23 protein-coding genes are annotated in these 25114 nt (G+C 71.2%); 13 read left to right on the plus strand and 10 right to left on the minus strand.

Annotated elements, in window-relative coordinates:
- Window positions 1-2 precede the first annotated feature (2 nt).
- The gene (locus tag AW273_RS11960) at window positions 3-737 is read right to left on the minus strand and encodes a helix-turn-helix domain-containing protein (protein ID WP_083949719.1); all 735 of its coding nucleotides are present in this window, start codon (window positions 735-737) and stop codon (window positions 3-5) included.
- A gap of 59 nt (window positions 738-796) precedes the next feature.
- Window positions 797-3313, minus strand: a complete 2517-nt coding sequence (locus AW273_RS11965) for an FtsK/SpoIIIE family DNA translocase (protein ID WP_062348463.1) — start codon at window positions 3311-3313, stop codon at window positions 797-799.
- A gap of 243 nt (window positions 3314-3556) precedes the next feature.
- Between AW273_RS11965 and AW273_RS11970 the strand changes: the two genes are divergently transcribed.
- Window positions 3557-5041, plus strand: coding sequence for a sodium:solute symporter family protein (locus AW273_RS11970; protein WP_062348216.1), 1485 nt, complete (start codon window positions 3557-3559; stop codon window positions 5039-5041).
- A gap of 41 nt (window positions 5042-5082) precedes the next feature.
- Here the strand turns inward: AW273_RS11970 and AW273_RS11975 are convergent, their stop codons facing one another.
- On the minus strand, window positions 5083-5268 hold the full coding sequence (locus AW273_RS11975; RefSeq protein ID WP_030450844.1) for a tautomerase family protein: 186 nt from the start codon (window positions 5266-5268) through the stop codon (window positions 5083-5085).
- 46 nt (window positions 5269-5314) lie between these two features.
- Here AW273_RS11975 and AW273_RS11980 point away from each other — a divergent pair, with 46 nt between their 5' ends.
- Entirely contained in the window at window positions 5315-6268 is a 954-nt protein-coding gene (locus tag AW273_RS11980) for a PfkB family carbohydrate kinase (RefSeq protein ID WP_198168117.1), read from the plus strand.
- Here the strand turns inward: AW273_RS11980 and AW273_RS11985 are convergent.
- Genes AW273_RS11985 through AW273_RS12005 form a run of 5 tightly spaced genes read right to left on the minus strand, consistent with a single transcriptional unit; the run spans window position 6255 to window position 10563 of the window.
- Complete coding sequence (locus AW273_RS11985) at window positions 6255-7019, minus strand: IclR family transcriptional regulator (protein ID WP_062348220.1); 765 nt, start codon at window positions 7017-7019, stop codon at window positions 6255-6257. The genes AW273_RS11980 and AW273_RS11985 overlap by 14 nt on opposite strands.
- A gap of 12 nt (window positions 7020-7031) precedes the next feature.
- Window positions 7032-7784, minus strand: coding sequence for an SDR family oxidoreductase (locus tag AW273_RS11990; RefSeq protein ID WP_062348222.1), 753 nt, complete (start codon window positions 7782-7784; stop codon window positions 7032-7034).
- On the minus strand, window positions 7781-8587 hold the full coding sequence (kduI, locus tag AW273_RS11995; protein WP_062348224.1) for a 5-dehydro-4-deoxy-D-glucuronate isomerase: 807 nt from the start codon (window positions 8585-8587) through the stop codon (window positions 7781-7783). Before kduI ends, AW273_RS11990 begins: the two co-directional genes overlap by 4 nt.
- Window positions 8588-8636: 49 nt before the next feature.
- Window positions 8637-9590 (minus strand): aldose epimerase family protein, encoded by a 954-nt coding sequence (locus AW273_RS12000; RefSeq protein WP_062348226.1) that lies wholly within the window; start codon window positions 9588-9590, stop codon window positions 8637-8639.
- Window positions 9568-10563, minus strand: coding sequence for a LacI family DNA-binding transcriptional regulator (locus tag AW273_RS12005; RefSeq protein ID WP_062348228.1), 996 nt, complete (start codon window positions 10561-10563; stop codon window positions 9568-9570). The genes AW273_RS12000 and AW273_RS12005 overlap by 23 nt, the downstream gene beginning before the upstream one ends.
- 175 nt (window positions 10564-10738) lie before the next feature.
- Here AW273_RS12005 and AW273_RS12010 point away from each other — a divergent pair, with 175 nt between their 5' ends.
- From AW273_RS12010 to AW273_RS12045, 8 genes are all read left to right on the plus strand, one after another.
- On the plus strand, window positions 10739-11617 hold the full coding sequence (locus AW273_RS12010; RefSeq protein WP_062348229.1) for a carbohydrate ABC transporter permease: 879 nt from the start codon (window positions 10739-10741) through the stop codon (window positions 11615-11617).
- Window positions 11614-12483: a carbohydrate ABC transporter permease gene (locus tag AW273_RS12015; RefSeq protein ID WP_083949693.1), complete on the plus strand. Its 870-nt coding sequence runs from the start codon at window positions 11614-11616 to the stop codon at window positions 12481-12483. The genes AW273_RS12010 and AW273_RS12015 overlap by 4 nt, the downstream gene beginning before the upstream one ends.
- Window positions 12483-13367: an NAD-dependent epimerase/dehydratase family protein gene (locus AW273_RS12020; RefSeq protein WP_062348231.1), complete on the plus strand. Its 885-nt coding sequence runs from the start codon at window positions 12483-12485 to the stop codon at window positions 13365-13367. The genes AW273_RS12015 and AW273_RS12020 overlap by 1 nt, the downstream gene beginning before the upstream one ends.
- A complete protein-coding gene (locus AW273_RS12025; protein ID WP_062348233.1) occupies window positions 13368-14222 on the plus strand; it encodes a 5-dehydro-4-deoxyglucarate dehydratase in 855 nt (284 codons plus the stop codon).
- Window positions 14219-15277: a mandelate racemase/muconate lactonizing enzyme family protein gene (locus AW273_RS12030; protein ID WP_062348234.1), complete on the plus strand. Its 1059-nt coding sequence runs from the start codon at window positions 14219-14221 to the stop codon at window positions 15275-15277. The genes AW273_RS12025 and AW273_RS12030 overlap by 4 nt, the downstream gene beginning before the upstream one ends.
- A complete protein-coding gene (locus AW273_RS39315; protein WP_062348236.1) occupies window positions 15274-17235 on the plus strand; it encodes a DUF6807 family protein in 1962 nt (653 codons plus the stop codon). Before AW273_RS12030 ends, AW273_RS39315 begins: the two co-directional genes overlap by 4 nt.
- 5 nt (window positions 17236-17240) lie before the next feature.
- Entirely contained in the window at window positions 17241-18530 is a 1290-nt protein-coding gene (locus AW273_RS12040) for an ABC transporter substrate-binding protein (RefSeq protein WP_062348238.1), read from the plus strand.
- 79 nt (window positions 18531-18609) lie between these two features.
- Entirely contained in the window at window positions 18610-19857 is a 1248-nt protein-coding gene (locus AW273_RS12045; RefSeq protein ID WP_062348240.1) for a pectate lyase family protein, read from the plus strand.
- A gap of 55 nt (window positions 19858-19912) precedes the next feature.
- Here the strand turns inward: AW273_RS12045 and AW273_RS12050 are convergent, their stop codons facing one another.
- Window positions 19913-21316, minus strand: coding sequence for an aldehyde dehydrogenase (NADP(+)) (locus AW273_RS12050; protein ID WP_062348242.1), 1404 nt, complete (start codon window positions 21314-21316; stop codon window positions 19913-19915).
- A gap of 135 nt (window positions 21317-21451) precedes the next feature.
- On the opposite strand from AW273_RS12050, the gene AW273_RS12055 reads away from it, so the two are divergent.
- From AW273_RS12055 to AW273_RS12065, 3 genes are read left to right on the plus strand one after another with little or no spacing between them, the layout of a single operon-like run.
- Window positions 21452-21793: a YciI family protein gene (locus AW273_RS12055; protein WP_062348244.1), complete on the plus strand. Its 342-nt coding sequence runs from the start codon at window positions 21452-21454 to the stop codon at window positions 21791-21793.
- A 3-nt stretch (window positions 21794-21796) separates the two neighbouring features.
- A complete protein-coding gene (locus tag AW273_RS12060) occupies window positions 21797-23056 on the plus strand; it encodes an RNA polymerase sigma factor (RefSeq protein WP_157555728.1) in 1260 nt (419 codons plus the stop codon).
- 21 nt (window positions 23057-23077) lie between these two features.
- Window positions 23078-24577 (plus strand): MFS transporter, encoded by a 1500-nt coding sequence (locus AW273_RS12065; protein ID WP_062348246.1) that lies wholly within the window; start codon window positions 23078-23080, stop codon window positions 24575-24577.
- Here the strand turns inward: AW273_RS12065 and AW273_RS12070 are convergent.
- Entirely contained in the window at window positions 24567-25079 is a 513-nt protein-coding gene (locus AW273_RS12070) for a DUF402 domain-containing protein (RefSeq protein WP_062348248.1), read from the minus strand. The genes AW273_RS12065 and AW273_RS12070 overlap by 11 nt on opposite strands.
- Window positions 25080-25114: the final 35 nt, after the last annotated feature.

The raw sequence follows: 25114 nt of genomic DNA on the forward strand, positions 1-25114 counted from the left end.
CACTACCGGGGACGCGGGATGTCGACCCCGTACGTCCGCTTGACGGTCTCCCCCGCGCGGCCCGGGGCGCCCAGGTCGCGGCCGTTCACGTTGAGCTGCACCGACCCCGCGTTGCCGAAGGTCAGGCGGGCCTTCTCCTTGATCCGGAAGCTGCGGCTGTCGCCGCTCGGGATCACGCCCATGAAGACGTTCTTGTTCTTGGCGTCGCGGACCTGGATCCACGCCTCGCTGGTGGCGGTGACCTTCACGGTGACGTGGGTCGCCGCCTTGGCCGGGGCCGCCGGGGCGGCCGCCGGGGGCGCGGCCTTGACCGCCGCCGGGGCCGAGTCGACCTTGACCGCCTGCTTCTCGGGCGTCTTGATCGCGCTGCCCATGATGCGCCCGACGCCGAAGACGGCCACGATGGCGAGCGCGACCGCCATCGCGAGCGTCCAGTTCGGCGTTCGGCGTTCGCGCAGCTTGATGCCCTTGTCGATCGGGTACATCGCACCCACGCCGGGGCGCGGGCCGCCCGTCAGGGCGTCGTACTCCCGGACCAGGGCGTCGCCCTCCAGGCCCAGCTCGCGGGCCAGGGCCCGCAGGTGGCCCCGGGCGTAGAAGTCTCCGTTGCACGCGGAGAAGTCGTCGCGCTCGATCGCGGCGATGATCGCCTCACGGATCCGGGTGCGCCGGCTCAGGTCGGCTACGGACAGCCCCCTGTGCTCGCGCGCATCCGAGATCGTTCCACCGATGGACATCTGCGGCCCCCCGCCCATCCCGACGCTGAGTAGTGAGTTACATTCAATCAGTAACATCACTATTCTGTGGCGGCGGGGTCACCACCCCGGAGATCTGCGAGCAATCCGGCGAGTTCGTCCGGCTTCACCATCACCTCACGGGCCTTCGAGCCCTCGCTCGGGCCGACGACGTTGCGCGATTCGAGCAGGTCCATCAGGCGGCCCGCCTTGGCGAACCCGACCCGCAGCTTGCGCTGCAGCATCGAGGTCGAGCCGAACTGGGTCGTCACGATCAGCTCGGCGGCCTGGATCAGCAGGTCGAGGTCGTCGCCGATCTCCTCGTCGATCTCCTTCTTCGCGGCCGCCTGGGCGGCCACATCGGAGCGGTATTCGACCTGCATCTGGGTCTTGCAGTGGCCGACGACCTCGGCGATCTCCTTCTCCGACACGAACGCGTTCTGCAGCCGCATCGGCTTGCTGGCGCCCATGGGGAGGAACAGGGCGTCACCCTGGCCCACCAGCTTCTCGGCGCCGGGCTGGTCGAGGATGACCCGCGAGTCGGCGAGCGAGGAGGTGGCGAACGCCAGCCGCGAGGGCACGTTGGCCTTGATCAGGCCGGTGACGACGTCGACCGAGGGCCGCTGGGTGGCGATCACGAGGTGGATGCCGGCCGCGCGGGCGAGCTGGGTGATGCGCACGATCGAGTCCTCGACGTCGCGGGGGGCGACCATCATCAGGTCGGCCAGCTCGTCGACGATCACCAGCAGGTAGGGGTAGGGCTGGTAGACCCGCTCGCTCCCGGGCGGGGCCACGAGGTTGCCGGCCCGGACGGCCTTGTTGAAGTCGTCGACGTGCCGGAAGCCGCTGGCGGCCAGGTCGTCGTAGCGGCGGTCCATCTCCCCCACGACCCATTCGAGGGCCTCGGCGGCCTTCTTCGGGTTGGTGATGATCGGGGTGATGAGGTGGGGGATGCCCTCGTACGCGCTGAGCTCGACCCGCTTGGGGTCGACCAGGACCATCCGGACCTCGTCGGGGGTGGCCCGCATCAGCACCGAGGTGATCAGGCCGTTGATGCAGGTCGACTTGCCCGCGCCGGTGGCGCCCGCGATGAGGATGTGCGGCATCTTGGCCAGGTTGGCCACGATGGTGCGGCCCTCGACGTCCTTGCCGAGACCGACGATCATCGGGTGGTGGTCGGCCTGGGCCACCTGCGAGCGCAGCACGTCGCCCAGCGACACCAGGTCCTTGTCGACGTTGGGGATCTCCACGCCGATCGCCGACTTGCCGGGGATCGGCGACAGGATGCGCACGTCGGCCGACTTGACGGCGTAGGCGATGTTCTTGGTGAGCGCGGTGACCTTCTCGACCTTGACCGACGGGCCGAGCTCGATCTCGTAGCGGGTCACGGTCGGGCCGCGGGTGAAGCCGGTGACCTGGGCGTCGATGGCGAACTGTTCCAGCACGCTGGTCAGCGCGTTGACGACGGTCTTGTTGGCCTTGGTCTCGGCCTTCGGCGCGCTGCCGGGGCGGAGCATCTGGGTGTCGGGCAGCGTGTAGGGACCGGCCTGCGGCGAGAGCATGAGCTGCTCGACCTTGCGGGGCGCCGGCGTGGGCTCGGGCGGCGGCGTCTGCTGGGCCGAGGGCGGCTCGTCGGCCGGAGGCGGCGGCAGCGGCTCGTCGTCGACGAGGCCCGGCACGATCTCCGGCGAGTGGTCGGCCGGCTTCTCCCGCAGGATCGGCGTGTCGTAGGGCTTGACGTGCTCCCCGGGCTCGGGGCGCGGCTGCTTCTTCTTCGGCCTCTTCTCGGAGGAGTTCTCGAAGGGCTTCTGGAACAGCAGCACCTTGATCTCGCCCAGCCGCTCGGGCACCCGGTGGATGGGCGTCGCGGTGACCACCAGCGCGCCGAACCCGGCCAGCATCAGCAGCAGCGGGATCGTGATGAACGACGGCAGGATGCTGTCGGGCGGCGCGGCCACGATGAAGCCGAGCATGCCCCCGGCGGCCGAGACCTTGTCCATCCCGTCGTCGGAGGTGCCCGCCGGATAGGGGGTGCCGTGCGCGACGTGCACGATGCCGAGGATGCCGGCCGCCAGCGCGGTGAACCCGATCAGCATGCGGCCCGTCTCGCCGTTCTGGTCGGGGTGGCGCAGCAGCCGCCAGGCGATCAGGCCCATGATCAGCGGCACCGACCAGAAGAGCGACCCGACCGTGCCGCGCACGACCGCGTCGACCACCGTGGCCACCGACCCCTTGCTGGTCCGCCACGTCATCGCGGCCAGCACGATCGCGCCCGCCAGCACCGCCAGGCCGAGACCGTCGCGCCGGTGGGCGGGGTCGAGGTCGCGCGCGCCGTTGCCGATGGCGCGCGCCGCGCCGCCGATCGCGTTGGCGATCAGGGTCCAGACGCCGACGACGAGCTTGCCGATCATCAGGAACACCCACGACAGCGGGTCGTTCCCGGTGCCGACGGGCCGCTTGGGCGGCGCCGGCTTCCGGCGGGGCGGTGGCGCCTTCTTCTTGACGGTCGGGCGGGGGGCGGGACGTGGCGTCTGCCGAGACGTCGGCCGCTTCCCACCGGAGGACGCACGGGTGGCCATGATGGTCACGGTATTGCGCAACCCCGACAATGCCCGGGATTTCCCTCGCGTGTCGGACGCGCCGTGCCAACGCTCTCGCCGTCGTGGGTTTCACTGCTTTCTTCCGTTTACGGCTTCGCGTGGTCGGCCATACGACCGGCTTCGGCGTGGTCTTCACACCATGGGCGTCCATAAACGAGTTCCATGTGACGGAACGCTATTTCATGTGTTGACATGCCGTTCTGTGTAGTGGAATCTCCAGGCATGTCTGCTCTCGATTGGTCGGTCCTGGCCGCCTACTTCGTCGTGATGATCGGCATCGGCGTCTGGTCCAAGGGCCGCGTCCACACCGTCATCGACTTCTTCACCGCGCGCGGGCGCATCCCCTGGTGGCTCGCCGGGATCTCGCACCACATGTCCGGCTACAGCGCGATCATGTTCGTCGCCTTCGCGGCGGTGGCCTACAACTACGGCCTGGCCATGTACGTCTGGTGGGCCCTCACCATCGGCCTCGGCGTCGGCATCGGCGCGTTCGTGTGGGCGGCGCGGTGGAACCGGCTGCGGGCCGCGCACGGCGTGGCCTCCCCGCTGGAATACCTGGCCCGGCGCTACAACCTGCCGGCCCAGCAGGTGCTCGCCTACAGCGGGGCGCTGCTGAAGGTGGTCGACATCGCCGCCAAGTGGGTGGCCATCGCGATCCTCCTCAGAGGGTTCGCGGGCATCCCGATCTTCTGGGGCATCCTGGTCACCGGGCTCGTCACGATGGTCTACATCACGGCCGGGGGCCTGTGGGCCGACGTGCTGACCGACTTCGGGCAGTTCGTCATCCAGGGCGTGGCCGGGATCGCGATGTTCTTCGCGGTGCTGAGTCACCTCGACGGGCTGCCCACGTTGTGGACGATGTGGGACCGGCTGCCCGAAGGCCACGGCGACCCGTTCGCGGGGCCGTACACGGTGACGTTCTTCCTGGCGCTGCTGTTCATCAAGACCTTCGAGTACAACGGCGGGATGTGGAACCTGGCGCAGCGCTACATGGCCGCGCCGAGCGGCAGCGAGGCGAAGCGGTCGGCGCTGTTGTCGAGCGTGCTGTGGCTGGTCTGGCCGCTGATCCTGTTCATCCCGATGTTCGCCGCGCCGCTCATCGTGCCGGGCCTGGCCGACGCCGAGGAGGCCTACGTGAAGCTGGCGCAGACCCTGCTGCCACAGGGGATCATCGGCCTGGTGCTGGCGGGGTTCTTCTCCCACACGATGGCGATGGTCTCCTCCGACGCCAACGTGATCTCCTCGGTGATCACCCGCGATATCGCGCCCGTGCTGATGCCCCGGTTACGCCGCCTCGCCGACGCGGCGCAGCTCACCTTCGCCCGCGTGACGACCTTCGTGTTCGTGCTGATCAGCATGGTCATCGCGATCAGCACCGAGGGCCAGGGGGTGGTCCTGAAGATCGTGGTCGACCTGGTGGCGGCGACGATGGGCCCGATCTCGATCCCGCTGATGCTCGGCATGCTGCCCTGGTTCCGCCGCAGCGGCCCGCTGGCGGCCATCGTGTCGTGGGCGGCCGGGTTGTCGGTCTGGGCCTACGTGAAGTGGATCGCCGGCTCGAGCGACCAGGCGGTGGTGGTCGGCGTGCCTCTGGTCACGTCTCTGATCCTGTACGTCGCCGTCGGCCTCCTGCGGCCCGAGCGCACCCGGGACCGCGACGAGCTGATCGACTCGCTGAACGACGACCACGACCCCGCGCGTACCTGAGGGAGAAGGCCCCCATGGCGCGGTGGGGGCCTTCGGGGCTTCTAGCGGTCGGACTCCAGGACGCCGCCGTTGGCGACGTCGGACTTCTCGATCTCCCAGTACACGATGCGCACCGCCTCGGGGCGGGCCTTCAGGATGTCGACCGCCGCCTCGGTGACGGCGGCGACGAAGTCCCTGCGCTGGTCCATGGTTCGGCCGGACAGCAGTTCCACGGTGATGTTGGGCATGACGTCCTCCCTAGGCGTTGCGTAAAATAAGACCATATTCCACTACATGGAACAACAGAAGAAGGTGCACATGGATGTGGTCGTGGCAGGCGAACCGCTGGTCGAATTCTCCGCCGACCACCCGCTGACCGAGGCCGAGACCTTCCGTCTGTCCTTCTCCGGCGACGCCCTGAACGTGGCCGTGGCCGCGGCCGCCGCCGGGGCCCGCACCGCCCTCGTGGCCCGGCTGGGCGCCGACGAGTTCGGCGAGCGACTGATCCGGTTCGCCGCCGGCCACGGCGTCGACACCCGCTGGCTGACCCCGGGCCCCGGCCCCACGGGCGCCTACGTGGTGGGCGCCGACCCGTCGGGCGAACGCGCCTTCGCCTACCTGCGGCAGGGGTCGGCGGCGTCCCGCCTGACCTCCGCCGACCTGATGGACTCCCCCGCGGCCCTGGCCCGCGTGCTGGTGCTGAGCGGCATCACTGCGGCGTTGTCGGCCACCTGCGAGAAGGCGGTCAGATCCGCCTCGGAGAACGCGACCGGCCGGGTCGTCTACGACGCGAACTTCCGGGCCCGCCTGACCGCCCCGGAAGCCGCCGCCGCGACCCTGCGCGCCGTCGCCCCCCACACGGCGATCGTGAAACTCTCAGCCCCCGCCGACAGCATCGCCCTCGTGGGCACCGCCGATCCGGTCGAGACGGCGCACCGCGTCCGCGGTCTGGGGGCCCCGTCGGTGGCCGTGACCCTCGGGGCCGAGGGGGTGCTGCTGGCCGAGGGCGAGGTTCTGCACGAGATCCCGGCGGTGCCCGCGCGGCTGGTCGTCGACCAGACGGGGGCGGGCGACAACTTCACCGGGGCGATGGCGGCCTGGCTGGCCCGGGGCGCCTCCCTGCCGGACGCGGTGAGGGCCGGCGCCGCGGCGGCGTCGCTTTCCCTCGCGGGTCGCGGCGGAACGGGCCGGGTGGCGGCCGCGGCGGAGATCGAAGAGCTGCTGGGCGACCCGGTCAGCGGCGGGTGAGCGTCGTCGGGGCGCCCAGGGCCAGGGAGACCTCGCGGGCCGCCGACACGATCTCGGGGGCCAGTTCCGTCAGCGCCTCGGGTTCGAGGTCCATCGCCAGCGTCGAGATGGAGATGCCGCCGAGCACCTGGCCGGTGTGGTCGAAGACGGCCGCGCCGACGCAGCGGATGCCGGGCACGTTCTCCTCGTCGTCGACGGCGTAGCCCGCCGCGCGCACGCCGACCAGGTGGGTGAGCAGTTCCTCTTCACCGGTGAGGGTGTTGGGGGTCAGCTTGACCGGCTGGGTGCGGGCGACGATGGCGCGGACCTCGTCGTCGTCGAGCTGGGCCAGCACCGCCTTGCCGATGGCCGTCGAGTGGAGGCGCAGGCTCATGCCGACGCGCGAGGGCATCTGGTAGGGGCGGCGGCCCTCCAGCTTCTCGACGTAGACGGCCTCGTCGCCGCTGCGGATGGCGAAGTGGGTGGTGAAGCCGGTGCGTTCGTGGAGGGCGCGCAGGGCCACGGCGGCCTGGCGGGCCGGGTCGAAGCGGCTCATCACGCGCCCGGCCAGGGTGAGGATGCGGGGGCCCGGTTCATAGCCGCCGTTGCCGTCGGTTCTGGCGAAGCCCCACTCCACCAGGGACTGCAGGATGCGGTGCACCGTCGACTTCGAGACGCCCGTGGCGGCCGCGATGTCGGTGATCCGGTGATGTTCGGCGATCGCTTCGAGGACCGTGAGCGCCTTGTCGATGGAACTGCCTTCCCTGACCACGCCCCGAGCCTACTAGCGGGCCAGCCAGCCGCCGTCCACGGCCAGAACATGACCGTTGACGTAATCCGACGCCGGGCCGGCCAGGAAGACGGCGGCCCCGGCGACGTCCTCGGGGGTGCCCCACCGCCCGGCCGGGATGCGCGCCCTGATCGCGGCCTCGCGCGCGGGGTCGGCCCGGAGGGCGGCGGTGTTGGCGGTGGCGACGTAACCGGGAGCGATGGCGTTGACCTGGACGCCGGCCGCCGCCCATTCGCAGGCCAGGGCCTTGGTCAGCCCGGCGACGCCGTGCTTGGCCGCGGTGTAGCCGGGGACGGTGACGCCGCCCTGGAACGACAACATCGACGCGAGCATGACGATCTTGCCGCCGCGCCGGTCCAGCATGGGGCCCCCGAAGGCCTGGCACAGGAGGAAGACCGCGTCGAGGTTCACGCCGAGCACCTCCCGCCAGTCGCGGTAGGCGTGCCCGGCGGCGGGGGCACGCCGGATGACGCCGGCGTTGTTGACCAGGACGTCCACCCTCGTGGAGCCGAGCAGCTCGGCGGCGGCCCCCGGGATCGCCTCCGGCGCGGACAGGTCGAGCACCCAGCGCCGGGCCGTCCGGCCGAGCGCCGCGACCTCGGCCGCCACCTCGTCGAGGTCGTCGCGGTGGCCGTGCAGGACGAGGTCGGCCCCGGCGCGGGCCAGTCCGACGGCGACGGCCCGGCCGATGCCGGTCCGCGCCCCGGTGACCAGGGCGGTCCTGCCCTCCAGGGAGAAGGGGTTCAACGCAGGTCGCCGATCGCCACCGGCACCATGTCCTGGTAGTCCTGGTTCTCGCCGCCCATGGCCCACACGAAGGCGTAGCTGCGGGTGCCGAACCCGCAGTGGACCGACCACGGCGGCGAGACGACCGCCTCGCGGTCGGCCACCACCAGATGGCGCGTCTGCGACGGTTCGCCCATCAGGTGGACGACGCGGTCGTCGGGGCCGAGGTCGAAGTAGAGGTAGGCCTCGGTGCGGCGGTGGTGGGTGTGGCAGGGCATGGTGTTCCACATGCTGCCGGGGGCCAGCACCGTCACTCCGAGCACGAGCTGGCAACTCCGGATGCCGGCCTCGTGGATGTGCTTGTGGACGACCCGCTCGTTGGCGCCCTCCGGGCCGCCGAGGGCGACCTGCTCGGGGTCCTTCGAGAGGGCGGTCGGGTGGCTCGTGTGGGCGGTCGTGGAGACCAGGTAGTAGGCGCCGCCCTCGAACGTCACGTCGAGAGCGCCTCGGCCGACATAGAGGACGTCCCGGGTGCCCAGCTCGAACACCGAACCGTCGACCGTCACCATGCCGGGCCGGCCGACGTTGACCACGCCCAGCTCACGGCGTTCGAGGAAGGTCGCGGAACCCAGCGCCGACGGGTTCGGCAACGCCAGGGGCCCGGCGGCCGGGAGCACGCCGCCGAGCACGAGCCGGTCCTCGTGGGAGTAGAGCAGCCGGACCTCTCCCGGCCGGAACAGCCCGCCGGCCAGGAACCGCGCCCGGAGCTGCTCGTTCGTCATGCCGGGGATCTGGTCGGGTGCGGTGGCGTGCCGGACGTCCATCTCTCAACCCTCCCATAAGACGGAACTGCGTACCGCTACATAGAACAGTCTAACGCATGGGGAAACGATACTCCGTCCACGACCGGAACTCCTCGCCCGGCCGGAGCACGACCGGCGGGAAGCCCGGCTGGTTCGGCGAGTCGGGGAAGTGCTGGGTCTCCAGGCAGAGCCCGGCGTGGGGGCCGTAGGGGGTGAGCTCGGGGGAGAGCATGCCGCCGGCGTAGAACTGCACGCCCGGCTGGTCGGTGGCCACCTCCATCACCCGGTCGCCGCACTCGACCCGCATCAGCCCGCCGGGGTTGAGCACGTAGTTGTGGTCGTACGCGCCCCCCATCCGCGCGCCGACCGCCACGGGTGAGCGGAAGTCGAACGGGGTGCCCTCGACCGGGGCCAGCTCCCCCGTGGGGATCTTGTGCTCGTCGACCGGGGTGTAGGCGTCGGCGTCGATCGTCACCACGTGGCCGAGCACGTCGCCGCCCCCGGCCAGGTTGAAGTAGCTGTGGTTGGTCAGGTTGAGCACGGTCGGGGCGTCGGTGACGGCGGCGTAGTCGATGCGGAGGGCGCGGGCGGCCGGGGTGGCGGCCAGGGTGTAGGTGACCGCGACCGACAGGGTGCCGGGATAGCCCTCCTCGCCGTCGGGGCTGACGCGGCGCAGGGTGATCGAGCCGGGCGACGGCTCGGCCGACCAGACCCGTTTGTCGAACCCGCGCACGCCCCCGTGCAGGGCGGCCGTGCCGTTGTTGCGCGCCAGCCGGTAGGTCGTGCCGTCGAGGTCGAAGCAGCCGCCGGCGATGCGGTTGCCGTAGCGGCCGACGACCGCGCCGAAGTAGCGGCTGCGGGTCAGGTAGTCGCCGAGGGTGTCGCAGCCCAGCACGACGTCGACGCCGTCGACCTCCAGCGACTGGATCACGCAGCCGTAGGTGAGGACCGCGGCGGTCAGCCCGCCGCCGGTCAGGACATGCCGTTCGACCTTCTCGCCGTCAGGGGTCTGCCCGAAGTTCATGCCTCACCGGTCCCGTCGAGTCGCGGATGATCAGGTTGGTGGCCAGGGTGGCGAGCGCCGGAGTGGCCGTCTCCCCCGCGCCGACGAGCTGGAGCAGCAGATCGACGGCGGTACGCCCGGCGGCCTCGGCGGGCATGGCGACCGTGGTCAGCTTGGGCCGGCTGACGCGCCCGGCCACGATGTCGTCTATGCCGACCACGCTGACCCGGCCGGGCACCTCGACGCCGAGCGCCGTCAAGCCCTCGACCAGGCCGATCGCCATCAGGTCGTTGTAGGCCAGCACCCCCGTCACGTCGGCCGACGCGACCGCCTCGGCCAGCGCCAGGCCGCCGTGCTCGGTCGGGGAGTTGGGGCCGAAGACGGTCAGGTCGATGCCGGGCACCGCGCGGGCCGCGTCGGTGATCTCCCTCGACGTCCACGACCCGGCCGGGCCGGCCAGCAGGGCGATCCGGCGGTGGCCGAGCGACACCAGGTGGCCGATGGCCTCGCGGGCGCCGCTGCCGACGTCCATCAGGACGTTGGACATGCCCTTCATCCGCCGGTTGACCACCACGAACGGCACGTCCTCGCGGAGCTTCTCGATGACCCGGTTGGACAGACGCGGGGAGCACAGCAACACGCCGTCGACCTGTTTGGCCAGCGTCTGGATGAGCTCCTCCTCGACCTGCGGGTCTTCGTCGGTGTCGGCGACGAACACGTGGTAGTCGCGGGTCCGGGCGTGGGCCTGGGCGCCCTTGATCAGGTGGGAGAAGAACGGGTTGGCGATGTCGGCCACGATCAGGCCGAGGTTGTGGGTGCGCCCGGTGGTCAGGGCGCGCGCGGCCCGGTTGGGCCGGTAGCCGAGATCCTCCGCCGCCGCCAGGACCCTGTTCCTGGTCTCGGTGTTGACCAGGTGCGGCGCCGAGAACGTGCGCGAGACGGTCGACACATGTACCCCGGACGCCTGCGCCACGTCACGGATCGTCGCTGCCACGGAGCTCCTCCCCTTCGTACCTGTCGAAGATTAATGCAAACGGTTGCAGCAGTGTCAAGACGGAAAGTCCTTTTCCAAATTGACCCCTTGACGTTTCTGGCGAGTGAAGGGAATGTTTCGTGCAACCGGTTGCAGTCTCGCTCCCCCACAGGCCCCTCGTTAAGGAGTCACGGCCATGCGTGTCGCACGGTCGCGCACCCCCTATGTCCTGATCGCCCCCGCGGTGATCGCGATGCTCGGGTTCCTCGTCTACCCGATGGGCAGCGTGATCTATTACAGCCTGCAGCACTACGACGTCACCCAGCCCTGGGACAACGGGTTCGCCGGCCTGGAGAACTTCCGCGTCCTGCTGTTCGAGGACCCGCTCTTCTGGCAGAGCCTCGGTTTCAGCGTGAAGTGGGTGGTCGTCGAGGTCGTGCTGCAGTTGCTCTTCGGGCTGGCGCTGGCCCTGATCGTCAATGAGACGTTCATCGGCCGCGCGGTCTCCCGGGCGCTCGTGTTCTCACCCTGGGCGGTGTCGGGGGTGCTCACGACCGGGATCTGGATCCTGCTCTACAACCCCTCGACCGGGATCTTCCGCTACCTCGCCGACATCGGCATCGGCGGCTACGACACCGCGCCGCTGGCCGACCCGTCGACGGTGTTCGCGGCGGCGGTGGTCGCGGAGTTGTGGCGCGGGGTGCCGTTCTTCGCGATCCTGCTGCTCGCCGACCTGCAAACGGTCTCAGGCGAGCTGTACGAGGCCGCGTCGGTCGACGGCGCCAGCCGGATCCGGCGGTTCGTGCACATCACGCTGCCGCACCTCAAGGACGCGATCATCCTGTCCACCCTGCTCCGCGCGGTGTGGGAGTTCAACAACGTCGACCTGCTCTACACGCTGACCGGCGGCGGTCCCGCCCACCAGACGACGACCCTGCCGCTCTACGTGGCCGCCAAGGCCGTCCAGTCGCACGACTTCGGCTACGGCTCGGCGCTGACCACGGCCGCGTTCCTGGTGCTGACCTTCTTCTCGATCGCCTATCTGAGGCTGAGCAAGTTCGGAGCCCGCTCGTGACCACGACCTTGATCCGGCCTGTCGCGAAAGCGGCGCCGCCGATCACCAGAAAACCCGCGAACCGGGTGAGCCGCTGGCAGATCTACCTGCCGCTGGGCCTCTACCTGCTGTTCACGCTGGTCCCCTTCTACTGGATGGTGGTCTTCGCGTTCCGGCCGCGCGGTTCGGACTCGCTGCTGCCGTGGCCGGTCACGCTCGACAACTTCGAGCACGTGTGGACCGGCATGGGGTTCTCGGTCTTCTTCCAGAACTCGCTGCTGGTGGGCGTGGCCTCGCTCATCTCGACCACGGTGATCGCCCTGGCCGGCGGCTACGCCCTGGCCCGCTACGACTTCCGGGGCCGGCAGGCGTTCCTGGTCGGCATGCTCTGCACCCAGTTCATCCCGGGCGCGATGATGCTGATCCCGCTGTTCGAGATCTTCCGGACGCTCGGGCTGGTCAACTCGCTGTGGGCGCTGGTGATCGCCGAGACCGTCTTCCAGCTTCCGCTGTCGCTCATCCTGATCAGCGGATTCGTCAAGAACATCCCGATCGAGCTCGAACAGGCGGCCTGGGTCGACGGCTGCTCGCGGCTGCGCGGCTTCTTCGCGGTCGTGCTCCCGATGTTGCGGCCCGCGCTCGTCGCGGTCGGGTCGTTCGCGTTCATCCACTCCTGGAACAACTTCCTCTTCGCGCTGATGTTCGTGAACGAACAGGACAAGTTCACCCTGCCGGTCGGCCTGGCCTTCACGATCGGCGAGTTCAGCGCCGACTTCGGGGCGCTGGCCGCCGGCGGCGTGGTCGCGGCGGTGCCGGTCGTGCTCGTCTTCGCGGTCATCCAGCGCTATCTCGTGCAGGGCCTGTCGGCGGGGGCGGTGAAGGGCTGATGAGAGTACTGGTCACGGGCAGCGCCGGACGGTTCGGGCGCAGTGTGGTGACGGCGCTGGCCGACGCGGGCCACGAGGTGGTCGGCATCGACACGGTCGCGGGCACTCCCCCGCAGGCCGTGTGGTTGCCGGCCGACCTGACCGATCCGGGTGAGGCGTTCGGGGTGATGAGCCGGTTCCGGCCCGACGCCGTCGTCCACCTCGCCGCCGTCGCGACGCCGTTCTCCCGTACGGACGGGCTGACCTTCCGGGTCAACACGCAACTGGCCTTCAACGTCTGCGACGCGGCGACGGCGCTCGGCGTCGGGCGGGTGGTCGTGGCCTCCAGCCCGACCGTCATCGGCTACGGCTCGCCCCAGGGGTGGACGCCCTCGTATCTGCCGATCGACGAGGACCATCCGACGCGGCCGTGGAACGCCTACGCGGTGTCCAAGCTCGTGGCCGAGCAGGTCATGGCCTCGTTCGCGCGGTCGGGCGCCGACACCCACTTCGCGGCGGTGCGGCCCTGCTTCGTGGTCGCCCCCGAGGAGTGGGAGGGCGCGCCGACGCAGTCGGGGCACACGATCAGGGAGCGGCTCGACCGGCCCGGCGTCGCCGGGGTGTCGCTGTTCAACTACGTCGACGCGCGCGACGCCTCCGACCTGGTGCTGACCCTCGTCGACCGGATGCACGAGGTGCCCAGCGGCGAGGTGTTCTTCGCCGGGGCACCCGACGCGCTGGCCAGGGAGCCGCTGGCCGACCTGCTTCCCCGGGTGATCCCGTCTACGGCCGGCCACGCCGCCGCGCTGACGGGCACCTCCCCCGCGTTCTCCGCGGCCAAGGCCGGGCGGCTGCTCGGCTGGCAGGCCAAGCGGAGCTGGCGTACCGAGATGGGAGACATCTGAATGGACCTCAGCGGGGTTCTCTTCTTCCCCGTCACCCCCTTCGACGCCGATGGCCGGGTGGCGGAGGGCGTGCTGGCCGAACACGTGCGCGGCGGCCTGGCCCACGGGCCGGGCGCGGTGTTCGCGGCCTGCGGCACCGGCGAGTTCTCCTCCCTGTCCGAGGAGGAGCACGCGCGGGTCGTCGCGGTCGCCGCCGAGCAGACGGCCGGGCGGGTGCCGCTCTTCGCCGGGGCCGGCGGGCCGCTCGGGGCCGCGCTCCGGCACGCCCGCACCGCGCGGGAGGCCGGGGCCGACGGGGTGCTGCTGCTGCCGCCCGCCGGCCGGGGCCCCCGCTACGCCGACTACGTGCGGGCGGTCGCGGCCGAGGGGGTGCCCGTCATTCTCTACGCGCGCGACCACCTGGTGTTGTCTCCGCGGGAGGTGCTGACGCTGGCCGGCATCCCGGGCGTCGTCGGGCTGAAGGACGGCGTCGGGGACATCGACCTGACGCAACGGATCGTGCGGGCGATGGACGGGCGCGACTTCACCTTCTTCAACGGGTTGCCGACGGCCGAGCTGACCATGCCGGCCTACCGGGCGATCGGGGTCGGCCTGTACTCCTCGGCCGTGTTCGCGTTCGCGCCGGAGATCGCCGTGGCGTACCGGCAGGGGAACGAGCGGCTGCTCTCGGAGTTCTACGTGCCCCTCGTGGAGCTCAGGTCCAAGGTCCCCGGGTACGCCGTCTCGCTGGTCAAGGCGGGGGTGCGGCTGCGCGGGCTCGACGCCGGGCCGGTCCGGCCGCCGCTGGCCGACCTCGCGCCCGACCATCTGGCCGAGCTCGACCGCCTCATCAAGATCGGGCTTGAGCTGACATGACGCGGATCGCGGGCCTGCACACGCTCCCGCTGCGGGCGGACCTGCCCCGGCCGTGGGGGCCCGACGTGCCGTACAACCACGTGATCGCCTGCACGCTCGTCCTCGACGACGGGCGGACCGGCACCGGCTTCTCCTGGACCCCCTCGATCGGGGCGGCGGCGGTGACCGCCCTGCTCGACCACGACATCGCCGCGTTCGTGAAAGGGCTGCCGGCGCACCCGGAGGTCGTCTGGGACCACCTGTGGCGGCATCTGCGCGAAGCGGGCGGCGGCGGTGTCACGACCATCGCGATGGCGGCGGTGGACATCGCGTTGTGGGACCTCAGGGCCTCGGCCGACGGCCTCGGGCTCGCCGACGCGATCGGCCGCCGCCGCGACACCGTGCCGGTCTACGCGAGCGGGGTGAACCGGCACTACCCGCTCGACGAGCTCGTCGAGCAGGCCCGGCGCTGGATCGGCTATCCCGCCGTGAAGATCAAGGTGGGCCGCGACGACGACGTCGAGCGGGTGGCCGCCGTGCGGGAGGTCCTCGGGCCCGGCACCCTGCTGATGGTCGACGCCAACCAGCGCTGGGACCTCTTCCGGGCCCGCACGATGATCCGCGAGCTGGAGCCCTTCGGGCTCACCTGGGTCGAGGAGCCGCTGCCCGCCGACGACCTGCACGGGCTGCGGCGGCTGCGCGAGTCGGTGGACGTGCCCATCGCCGCCGGCGAGAGCCTTTACACGGTCCACGACTTCCGCGCCCTGCTGGAGGCGGTCGACGTCGTGCAGCCCAACGTCGTCAGGGTCGGCGGCGTCACCCCGCTGCTGCGGATCGCCGAACTGGCCCGCGTCCACGGTGTGCCCACCTTCCCGCACCTGCTGCCGGACCTGTCCGCGCAGCTCGCCCTGGCGCTCCCGCTGCCGTGCATGGTCGAGGACGTCGAGGACGCGTCCCTGGCCGCGCTCGGTCTCCTCGACGGGCCGCCGCCGGTCGAACTCGGCCCCGGCGGAGTGCGGGTCGGCGCCCACTTAGGTCATGGCCTGCGTTTTCCCACCCTGGAGGGCCGATCATGAACGGCACCACCACACGAACCGTCCCGGTGGTCCTGGCCGGGGCCTACGGCCACGGCTGGTGGCACCTGGAGAACCTGCGGCGCCTGACCGACGGCGGGCTGGTCCGGCTGGCGGGCGTCTGCGACGTACGCGAGATCGAACCCGGCCTGCTGCGCGGGCTGGGCGACCCCGAGCAGTCGACCGACCTCGGGCGGCTGATCGAACGGACCGGCGCCGAGGTGACCATCCTGGTCACGCCCATCCACACCCACCGCGACCTGGCGATCCGTGCGCTGGAGGCCGGGTCGCACCTGCTGCTGGAGAAGCCGCCCGCCTCGACCCTGGCCGGGTTCCGCGAGATCGAGGCGGCCGTGCGGCGGACCGGCCTGGCCTGTCAGGTGGGGTTCCAGAGCCTCGGCTCGGCGGCGATTCCCGCCATCCGCCGCCTGGTCGCCAAGGGCGTCATCGGCCGGGTGCGTGGCATCGGCGTCGCCGGCGCCTGGGAGCGTCCCTCGGCCTACTTCACCCGCTCGGCGTGGGCGGGCAAACGCCGCGCCGGGCGGGTCGACGTCATGGACGGCGCCCTCACCAACCCCTTCGCGCACGCCGTCGCGACCGCCCTGGCCGTGGCCGGGAAGGGCGCGGCCGACGACGTCGCCGGCATCGACGCGGAGCTCTTCCACGCCAACCCGATCGAGGCCGACGACACCTCCTGCCTGCGCATCCGGTTGTCGGACGGGCCGCCGATCACGATCGCGGTGACCCTCACGGCCGACCGCAGGCACGAGCCCTACGTGACCGTCCACGGCACCGAGGGGCGGATCACGCTGACGTACACCCTCGACAAGGTGCGGGTGGAGAGCCGGGCGCGCGGCGTGTCCACCACCACCTACGCCCGCGCCGACCTGCTGGAGAACCTCGTCTCCCACGTCCGCGACGGCGGGCCGCTGCTGGTGCCGCTGCACCGGACGGGCGCGTTCATGCGGGTGCTGGAGGAGATCCGGCTCGCGCCCGACCCGCTGCCGATCCCCGACGCCCACCAGGAGATCCAGCACGAGAACGGCATCGTGGTCCGCCGCACGATCCCCGGCGTCGCCAACCTGACCGCGCGCAGCGCCGAGCACCTGGCGCTGTTCTCCGAGCTCGACGTGCCGTGGGCGGCCCCGCGCGCGGTGCTGAAGGCGGCCGGGAGGGTGGTCGCCGAATACAACTGGCGGCCCGAACTGGCCACCACGCTCTCGCCCCGCCCCTACCTGCATCCGGTGCGGACGCTGGCGGGCGTCCCGGTGACCGAGGTCAACCCGGCCGACCACGTCCACCACCTGGGCGCCTCGATCGCGGTCGCCGACGTCTCGGGCCGCAACTTCTGGGGCGGCCGGACCTACGTCAGGGACCGCGGCCCGACCTGGCTGAACAACCACGGCGTGCAGAACCACGTCGCCTTCACCCGCCGCGACGAGCACGCCTTCACCGAGACCCTGCGCTGGACCGGCGTCGACGGCCTCGACCTCATCGAGGAGAGCCGCCAGGTCACGGCTCACCCGCTGAGCCGGGGCTGGGCCCTCGACGTGGAGTTCACGCTGACCAACCTCACCCGCGAACCGCTCACGATCGAGAGCTCGGCCACCAAGGGCCGCGCCGGCGCCGGCTACGGCGGCTTCTTCTGGCGGGCCCCCCGCGCGTCGGCCGACCGGACGGCGTTCACCGCGTGGGACGACGAGCCGCACGGCAGCCGCGCACCCTGGCTGGCGATGTCGGCCGACGACTGGACGCTGATCTTCGTCCAGGACGCCGACCCGTGGTTCGTGCGCATCGACGAATATCCGGGCGCCGGACCGGCGCTGGCCTGGGACGTCCCGCTCGTCATGGAGCGCGAGCTGACCCGCCGGATCGTCACCATCATCGCCGACGGCCGCCTCACCCGAGCCGAGGCCGCCGCTCTGGCCACAGACATCGGGGACATCCAACGAGAAAGGTAGACACGATGGCCAGACGCCTGCTGTGTGCCCTGTTGATAGGCGCCGGTCTGACCATGACCGGATGCGGCGGCGACCCCGCCCCGTCCGGCGACGGCACGACCACCATCACCTTCTGGGACGACAACGGCGGCCCCGCCCGCACGCCGGTGTGGCAGCACATCATCGCCGAGTTCCAGAAGGCCAACCCGAAGATCAAGGTCGAGTACGTGGGCATCCCCATCGCCCAGGTCCAGCAGAAGTACGACACCGCCATCGCCGGCGGCGGCCTGCCCGACGTGGGCGGCGTGTCGACGGCGATGCTGGCCAACCTCGTGGCGCAGAAGGCGCTCGACCCCGTCGACCTGTCGGGCCTGCCCCTGAACGAGCAGGTGGTGAACTCGGTCAAGTCGACGGTGCCCGACGGGAAGACGTACATGGTCCCGATGTCCACCAACATGGGGGTCTTCTGGTATCGCACCGACTGGTTCAAGGAGAAGGACATCACCCCGCCCGAGACGTGGGACCAGTTCTTCGACGCGGTCGGCGCGCTCACCGACAAGCCGCAGAACCGCTACGGCTTCACCATCCGCGGCGGCGCGGGCTCGATCGCCCAGGCCCTGGAGGTCCTGTACGGCCAGTCGGGCATCCCCCAGATGTTCGACGCGAACGGCGTCTCCACGGTGAACGACCCCAAGAACGTGGCCGCGCTGGAGCGGCTGGCCGGCCTGTTCAAGACCAGCACGCCCGAGGCCGACGCGACCAACGACTACGCCAAGATGGTCGCCCAGTTCGACGGCGGCTCGATCGCGGTCATGCAGCACAACCTGGGGTCGTACAACGACCACGTGAAGACACTCGGCGCCGACAAGGTCGCCGCGCTGCCCGTCTTCCGCCCGGCCGACGGCGCGCCCCGCGCGGTGTTGTCGAACCCGATCGCCGGGATCGGCCTGTTCGCGAGCGGCGAGAAGAAGGACGCCGCGCTGGCGTTCGCGACGTTCGCCGCCGGCAAGGCGATGAACAGCTACTGGGCCGACAAGACGGGCGTGCTGCCCGCCAACACCGAGGTGAACTCCGAACCGTGGATCAAGGAACGCCAGCATGTCTCGGCCGCCCTGGACGTGCTGAACGACCCCGCCACGACGGTCGTGCAGATGCCCTACCACCTGCCGGAGTTCAACGCCATCACCAAGACCGACGCCGAGCCGAACTTCCAGAAGGTCCTCCTCGGGGAACTCTCGGCCAAGGAGTTCCTCGACGGCATGGCCACCGCGCTGACCGAGGCCCAGGCCAAGTGGAAGCAGCGCAACGGCGGCTGACCCCCTTCTCCCGTACGTCTCCCGCCTCCTGACCTGGCGGGAGCCGTACGGGCTCTCTCTTTCCCTAGGAGACACCCGTATGCGCAGCATGCTCGTTTTCGCCCTGACGGCCGGCATCCTGGCCGGGCCCGGCCCCGATCCGGGCCGGCAGGTGCTGGCGGCCGGGGACGGCTGGGGCTCGCACAGCTCCGGCACGACCGGCGGTTCGGCGGCGCCCGCCTCGAACGTCCACACCGTCTCGACCCGCGACCAGCTCGTGGCGGCCCTTTCCGCACCCGGCCCGAAGATCATCAAGATCAGGGGCGCCATCGACGGCAACCGGCCCTGTTCGTCGTACGTGACCGGCGGCTACTCCCTCGACGCCTACCTCCAGGCCTACGACCCCGCGACCTGGGGCCGCGTCGACCCGTCAGGACCGCTGGAGGACGCCCGCGCGGCCTCGGCCGCCCGGCAGACCGCCCACATCAAGCTCAAGGTCGGCTCGAACACCACGATCGTCGGCGAAGGGAGGACCGCCCGCCTCAAGGGCGTCAACCTGCACGTCGACAAGGCCGACAACGTCATCATCCGCAACATCACGTTCGAGGACGCCCACGACTGCTTCCCCCAGTGGGACCCGCTCGACGGCGCCGAGGGCAACTGGAACTCCCTCTACGACAACATCTCGCTGACCGGCTCGACCCACGTGTGGGTCGACCACAACACCTTCACCGACGGCGCCAACCCCGACAGCGCCCAGCCGGTCTACTTCGGCCGCCCGTGGCAGGTCCACGACGGCCAGCTCGACATCACCGGCGGCAGCGACCTCGTGACCGCGTCCTGGAACCGCTTCACCGGCCACGACAAGACGATGCTGATCGGCTCGACCAACAACCCGTCACAGGACCTCGGGAAACTCCGGGTCACCGTGCACCACAACCACTTCGAGAACACCCTCCAGCGGCTGCCCCGGGTCAGGTTCGGCCAGGTGCACGTCTACAACAACTACTACGAGGTGTACGACCCGGCGTCCTTCGTCTACGCGCTGGGCGTCGGCGTGCAGTCGCAGATCTACAGCGAGAACAACTTCTACCGCCTGGGCCGCGGCGTCGACCCGGCGAAGATCCTCTACAACTGGGGCGGCACCACGCTGACGGCCAGGGGCGACCTGCTCAGGGTCGGCGGCAAGGTGAGCCCGTTCGACCCGATCGCCGCCTACAACGCCGCCAACGACCCGGACCTGGGCGCCGACGCGGGCTGGACCCCGACCCTGCACACGGGGATCGACCCGGCGGCAGAGGTGCACAAGGACGTGTCGCGGCACGCGGGCGCCGGCGAGATCGCCTAGACCGGCGGTTCCACGCCTCGACTTGCGGGAGGCGTGGAACCGCCACGGGCATGCCCTATCCGGCCGACAGGACCCCGTCGACCCGGCGCGGGATGCCCAGCGGGTTGTCCTCGCGCAGTTCGAGGGGCAGCAGCGCGTCGGGCAGGTCCTGGTAGGCGACCGGGGTCTGCCAGCGCCGGATCGCCGTCGCGCCCACCGACGTGTGCATCGGCGTGGTGCTGGCGGGCCACGGCCCGCCGTGGTGCATGGCCCACGTCACGGCGACGCCGGTCGGCCAGCCGTTCCAGATGACGCGGCCGGCCAGCCGGGCGAGCTCGGGCACCAGCGGGGCGGCCTCGACCGGGTCGGCCGAGTGGACGGTGGCGGTCAGCGAGCCGGGCAGGTTGCGGAGCACCTCGGGGAGGTCGGAGACCTCCTTGTAGGTCACCACGATCGCCGACGGCCCGAACGTCTCCTCGGCGAGCTCCGGCAGGCCCATCGAGAAGGTGGTCAGGTCGGCGGTGTGGACCCGCGGCGCGACGGCGCCCTCGGCCGGGCCGGCCAGGCCGCGGGCCAGCTCGGTCAGGCGCTCGTCGAGCCGGGAGACGCCCGACTCGAAGCCCTCGCAGATGGCGGGGGTGAGCATCGGGCCGCCGGTGGTGGCCGAGACGGCGGCCGTGAGGGCCTTCAGGAGCTCGGCGTCGTCGGGCACGAACAGCAGGCCGGGGTTGGTGCAGAACTGCCCGACCCCGAGGGTGAGGGAGGCGGCGAAGCCCTCGGCGACACGCACCGGGTCGGACAGGGCCGACGGCAGCACGACGACCGGGTTCACGCTGCCCAGTTCGCCGTAGAACGGGATCGGGTCGGGCCGCTCGTCGATCAGCGCCCGGATCGCCTTCCCGCCGCGCAGCGAGCCGGTGAACCCGACCGCCGACACGAGGGGGTGCCGCACGAGTTCCCGGCCGGCGTCGAACCCCTCGACCAGCCCGAGCAGTTCGGGGTCGGGCAGGGCGGCGCGGATCACCTCGGCGACCTTCCGCGACAACACCGGGTGCCCGGGGTGGGCCTTCACCACGACCGCGCAGCCCGCCGCCAGGGCGGAGGCCACGTCGCCGCCGGCGACCGAGAACGCGAACGGGAAGTTGGAGGCGGCGAACACCGCGACGACGCCCGGCACCGGCTGGAACATGCGCCGCACGTCGGGCTTGGGCGGGGTGGCCGACGAATCGGCGTGGTCGATGATCGCCTCCACGTGCCCGCCGTCGCGCAGGACCCCGGCGAACAGCCGGAACTGGATCGCCGAGCGGGCGATCTCGCCGCGGAGCCGCACCTCGCCGAGCGAGGTCTCCTCGGCCGCCACCGGCCACAGGTCGTCTTCGGCGGCCAGCAGGGCGTCGGCGACCCGGTCGAGCACGTCGGCCCGCTCGGCGGCCGGGCGCGTGCGCCAGACCTCTCCGGCGCGGGCGGCTTCGTTGATCATCGAAATCCCTCCGGTTTGTACTATGTGACGTTTTTATGCAGGGAGCCGGAAAAATCTTCGGGACGGGTTGTCGATTCCGCGAACCCCCGGTCGTCGGATAGGCGAAGGTGACCAAAAACGATCAAGGAGACTCCCATGCCGCAGTACGCCGTCATCATCCACTCGCCCGCTCCGGCCGACCCGATGGACCTCACTCCCGACTACGTGGCCCTCCTGGAAGGCTACGGCCAGAAGGTGGCCGAACTGGGCGGCGTCATCGTCACCGGCTTCGCGCTGCAGCCCAGCACCACCGCCACCTCGATCCGGGGCGACGTCGTCACCGACGGCCCGTTCACCGAGGCCAAGGAGGTCGTGGCCGGGTTCTTGGTCCTGGAGGCCCCCGACCTCGACGTGGCCCTCGCCGTCGCCAAGGCCAACCCGGCGTGCATCGACGGCGGGGTGGAAGTCCGCCCGCTGTTCGCCCCGCCCGCCGAGTGAAGAGTGACCGACGTCGAAGAGGCGGTCGCCGACGCGCACCGTCGCGAGTGGGCCTTCGTGCTCGCCGCGACGGCGCGCGTCACCGGCGACTTCGACCTCGCCGAGGAATGCGTCCAGGACGCCTACATCGCCGCCCTGGACGCCTGGGCGCGTGACGGCGTCCCGAGGAAACCCGGCGCCTGGCTGACCCAGACGGCAAAACGCAAGGCGCTCGACCTGCTCCGCAGGGACAAGGTCTTCCGCGCGAAGATGCCCCTGCTCGTCGAACCGGACGCGGAAATGAACCTGACCGACGAAACGGACGAGATCCCCGACGACCGGCTCCGCCTGATCTTCACCTGCTGCCACCCGGCGCTGGCCCGCGAGGCCCAGGTGGCGCTGACCCTGCGGCTGGTGTGCGGCGTCGCCACGCCCGACATCTCCCGCGCCTTCCTGGTGTCCGAACCCACCATGGCCGCCCGGCTGACCCGGGCCAAGAAGAAGATCGCCGCGGCCCGCATCCCCTACCGGGTGCCCGGCGCGGCCGACCTGCCCGAACGGCTCGACGCCGTGCTGTCGGTGATCCACCTCCTCTACACGACCGGCCACACCGCCCCCTCGGGCGGCGACCTGGTCCGCGCCGACCTGGTCGACCGCGCCGTCGCGCTGACCCGCATGCTGCTGGCCCTCATGCCCGACGAGCCGGAGGTGCGCGGGCTGCTGGCGCTGCTGCTGCTCACCGACGCCCGTCGGGCGGCGCGCACCGACGCCGAGGGCAGACTGGTGCTCCTGGAGGACCAGGACCGCTCGTTGTGGGACCGGGCCGCCATCGCCGAGGGCCGCGACCTCGCCGTGGCCGCCTTCCGGACCGGCCGGGTGGGGCGGTACGCCGTCCAGGCGGCCATCGCCTCACTGCACGCCGTCGCCCCGAGCACCGCCGCGACCGACTGGAGACAGGTGGTCGCCCTGTACGACGTCCTGCTCGGGATCTGGCCCTCCCCCGTGGTGGCCCTGAACCGGGCGGTCGCCGTCGCCATGGCCGACGGCCCGGAGAAGGCGCTGGAGGAGGTCGACCTGCTCGCCACCGACGACCGGCTGGCCGGATACCACTACCTTCCGGCGGTCCGGGCCGACCTGCTGCGCCGCCTGTCGCGCTTCGGCCAGGCCGCCGACGCCTACCGCGCGGCCATCGCGCTGGCCGACAACGACGCCGAGAGGGAATTCCTGGAAATCCGTCTCGCCGAGGTTGTCGATTCGGCGGAGGGGTGTTCGTCGGGAGAGTAGACGACACGAAGGAGACCCCCGATGAAGGCGACCCGCCGCGAATGGCTCGGCCTGACGGTCCTGGCCCTGCCCACCCTGCTGATGTCACTCGACGTCAGCGTGCTCTACCTGGCACTGCCCCACCTCAGCCGCGACCTCGGGGCGACCGGCACCGAGCAGCTCTGGATCCTGGACGTCTACTCGTTCATGCTGGCCGGGTTCCTGGTCACCATGGGCACACTCGGCGACCGGATCGGCCGCCGCAGGCTGCTGCTGATCGGCGCGGCGGCCTTCGGGCTCTGCTCGGTGGCCGCCGCCTACGCGAGCAGCCCCGGGATGCTCATCGCGGCCCGCGCGCTGCTCGGCGTGGCCGGGGCGACGCTGATGCCGTCGACGATGGCGCTGATCAGGAACATGTTCCGCGATCCCAAGGAGATGGCCACCGCGATCGGCGTCTGGTTCTCCTGCTTCATGGGCGGCATGACCCTCGGCCCGCTGGTCGGCGGCGCGCTGCTGAACCACTTCTGGTGGGGGTCGGCGTTCCTGCTCGGCGTGCCGGTGATGGCCCTGCTGCTGGTGGTCGGCCCGGTCCTGCTGCCCGAGCACCGCGCCCCGCAGGCGGGCCGCCTCGACCTGGCCAGCGTCGCCCTCTCGCTGGCCGCGATCCTCCCGGTCGTCTTCGGCCTGAAGGAGATCGCCCGGACCGGCGTGGCCGCCGGATCCCTCGCCGCGGTCGCCGCGGGGCTCCTGGCGGGATTCGTCTTCGTACGCCGCCAGGCCCGCCTCACCAGCCCGCTGCTCGACCTGAAGCTCTTCCTGAACCGCTCGTTCGGCAGCGCGCTCGGCACCTCGCTCACCCTGGGCGTGGTGATGGCCGGCATCACCCTCGTCACCTCGCTCTACCTGCAGAGCGTCGCCGGGCTGTCGCCGCTTGAGGCCGGGTTGTGGATGATCCCGCAGGCCGTCGCGATGGCCGCCGGCATGACGGTCGCCCCCCGCCTGGCCGCCCGCATCCGGCCGGCCCACCTGATGGCGGCCGGGCTCGTGGTGGCGGCCGCCGGCATGTTCGTGCAGACGCAGACCAGCGTGGCGACCGTGGTCGTGGGCCTGTCGCTGGCCGGGATCGGCATCGCCCCCACGATGGCCCTGACGATGAACCTGATCATGGCTTCGGCCCCGCCGGAGAAGGCCGGTTCCGCGGCGTCCCTGTCGGAGACCGGCGGCGAGTTCGGCGTCGCCATGGGCATCGCCACCCTGGGCAGCCTGGCGACCTACGTCTACCGTTCGTCGATCACCGTCTCCGACGAGCAGGCCCGCCAGGGCATCACCGAGGCGGCGATCGCCGCGCAGCGGATCGGCGGGACGGCCGGCGAGCACCTGCTGGAGGCGGCCCGCGCGGCCTTCACCTCGGGCCTGGTCGTGGTGGCCGCGACCGGCACCGTGGTCTTCGCCGCCCTGGCCGTGCTGGTCGGCGTGGCCTTCCGGCACCTCCCGGCCATGAACACGCCGGCCGCCGAAGACGAGGCGCTCGTCAGCGTGTGACGAGCCCTTCCAGCTTGTCGAGCCAGCCCCGATGGACGCGCCCGAAAGGCTCCCGCCTCTCGGTGACCGCGTCCATCAGCCATTCGGCGGTCTGTTCGGCCTGCGCGACGACGTCGGGCGGATAGCCGAACCGCACCCGGTGCTCCTGGAACTCGTCGGCGTCGTCGAGGAAGATCCGGCCGTCGGTCTTGCGGATCACGTCGAGGTCGAGGTCGATCATCGTGATGTCGACGTCGGAGACGACCGGGACGGTCGTCACGTCGACGTAGACCTCGGTCTCGTGGGGGTGGGCGTTGAACGAGGCCGTCCACCAGGCGTGCCGCGGGAACAGCATGACGAACGGGAACTCGTAGACGAACTTCGGCTCGTGCCCCTTGCGGGCCGCGATCCCTTTCCGGTGGCCGGTCCAGACGCCGTGCTCGTCTTCGCCGAGGAGGACGCCGGGGAAGTTCCAGTGGAGGGATTCGTCGTACTTGCGGTAAACGATCGCCAGGTCCGTCACGTCATCCGACCCTAACCGAAGGTGCGCCAGAATCG

This window comes from Herbidospora yilanensis (genome assembly GCF_001570565.1).
GTDB classification, from domain to species: Bacteria; Actinomycetota; Actinomycetes; order Streptosporangiales; family Streptosporangiaceae; genus Herbidospora; species Herbidospora yilanensis.

What these genes read in the sequence shown, in the direction of transcription:
- AW273_RS11960 (WP_083949719.1), bottom strand. Translation starts at nt 737, where the DNA reads ATGTCCATCGGTGGAACGATCTCGGATGCGCGCGAGCACAGGGGGCTG.
- AW273_RS11965 (WP_062348463.1), bottom strand. Translation starts at nt 3,313, where the DNA reads ATGGCCACCCGTGCGTCCTCCGGTGGGAAGCGGCCGACGTCTCGGCAG.
- AW273_RS11970 (WP_062348216.1), top strand. Translation starts at nt 3,557, where the DNA reads ATGTCTGCTCTCGATTGGTCGGTCCTGGCCGCCTACTTCGTCGTGATG.
- AW273_RS11975 (WP_030450844.1), bottom strand. Translation starts at nt 5,268, where the DNA reads ATGCCCAACATCACCGTGGAACTGCTGTCCGGCCGAACCATGGACCAG.
- AW273_RS11980 (WP_198168117.1), top strand. Translation starts at nt 5,315, where the DNA reads ATGGAACAACAGAAGAAGGTGCACATGGATGTGGTCGTGGCAGGCGAA.
- kduI (WP_062348224.1), bottom strand. Translation starts at nt 8,587, where the DNA reads ATGGACGTCCGGCACGCCACCGCACCCGACCAGATCCCCGGCATGACG.
- AW273_RS12000 (WP_062348226.1), bottom strand. Translation starts at nt 9,590, where the DNA reads ATGAACTTCGGGCAGACCCCTGACGGCGAGAAGGTCGAACGGCATGTC.
- AW273_RS12010 (WP_062348229.1), top strand. Translation starts at nt 10,739, where the DNA reads ATGCGTGTCGCACGGTCGCGCACCCCCTATGTCCTGATCGCCCCCGCG.
- AW273_RS12020 (WP_062348231.1), top strand. Translation starts at nt 12,483, where the DNA reads ATGAGAGTACTGGTCACGGGCAGCGCCGGACGGTTCGGGCGCAGTGTG.
- AW273_RS12025 (WP_062348233.1), top strand. Translation starts at nt 13,368, where the DNA reads ATGGACCTCAGCGGGGTTCTCTTCTTCCCCGTCACCCCCTTCGACGCC.
- AW273_RS12030 (WP_062348234.1), top strand. Translation starts at nt 14,219, where the DNA reads ATGACGCGGATCGCGGGCCTGCACACGCTCCCGCTGCGGGCGGACCTG.
- AW273_RS39315 (WP_062348236.1), top strand. Translation starts at nt 15,274, where the DNA reads ATGAACGGCACCACCACACGAACCGTCCCGGTGGTCCTGGCCGGGGCC.
- AW273_RS12040 (WP_062348238.1), top strand. Translation starts at nt 17,241, where the DNA reads ATGGCCAGACGCCTGCTGTGTGCCCTGTTGATAGGCGCCGGTCTGACC.
- AW273_RS12045 (WP_062348240.1), top strand. Translation starts at nt 18,610, where the DNA reads ATGCGCAGCATGCTCGTTTTCGCCCTGACGGCCGGCATCCTGGCCGGG.
- AW273_RS12050 (WP_062348242.1), bottom strand. Translation starts at nt 21,316, where the DNA reads ATGATCAACGAAGCCGCCCGCGCCGGAGAGGTCTGGCGCACGCGCCCG.
- AW273_RS12055 (WP_062348244.1), top strand. Translation starts at nt 21,452, where the DNA reads ATGCCGCAGTACGCCGTCATCATCCACTCGCCCGCTCCGGCCGACCCG.
- AW273_RS12065 (WP_062348246.1), top strand. Translation starts at nt 23,078, where the DNA reads ATGAAGGCGACCCGCCGCGAATGGCTCGGCCTGACGGTCCTGGCCCTG.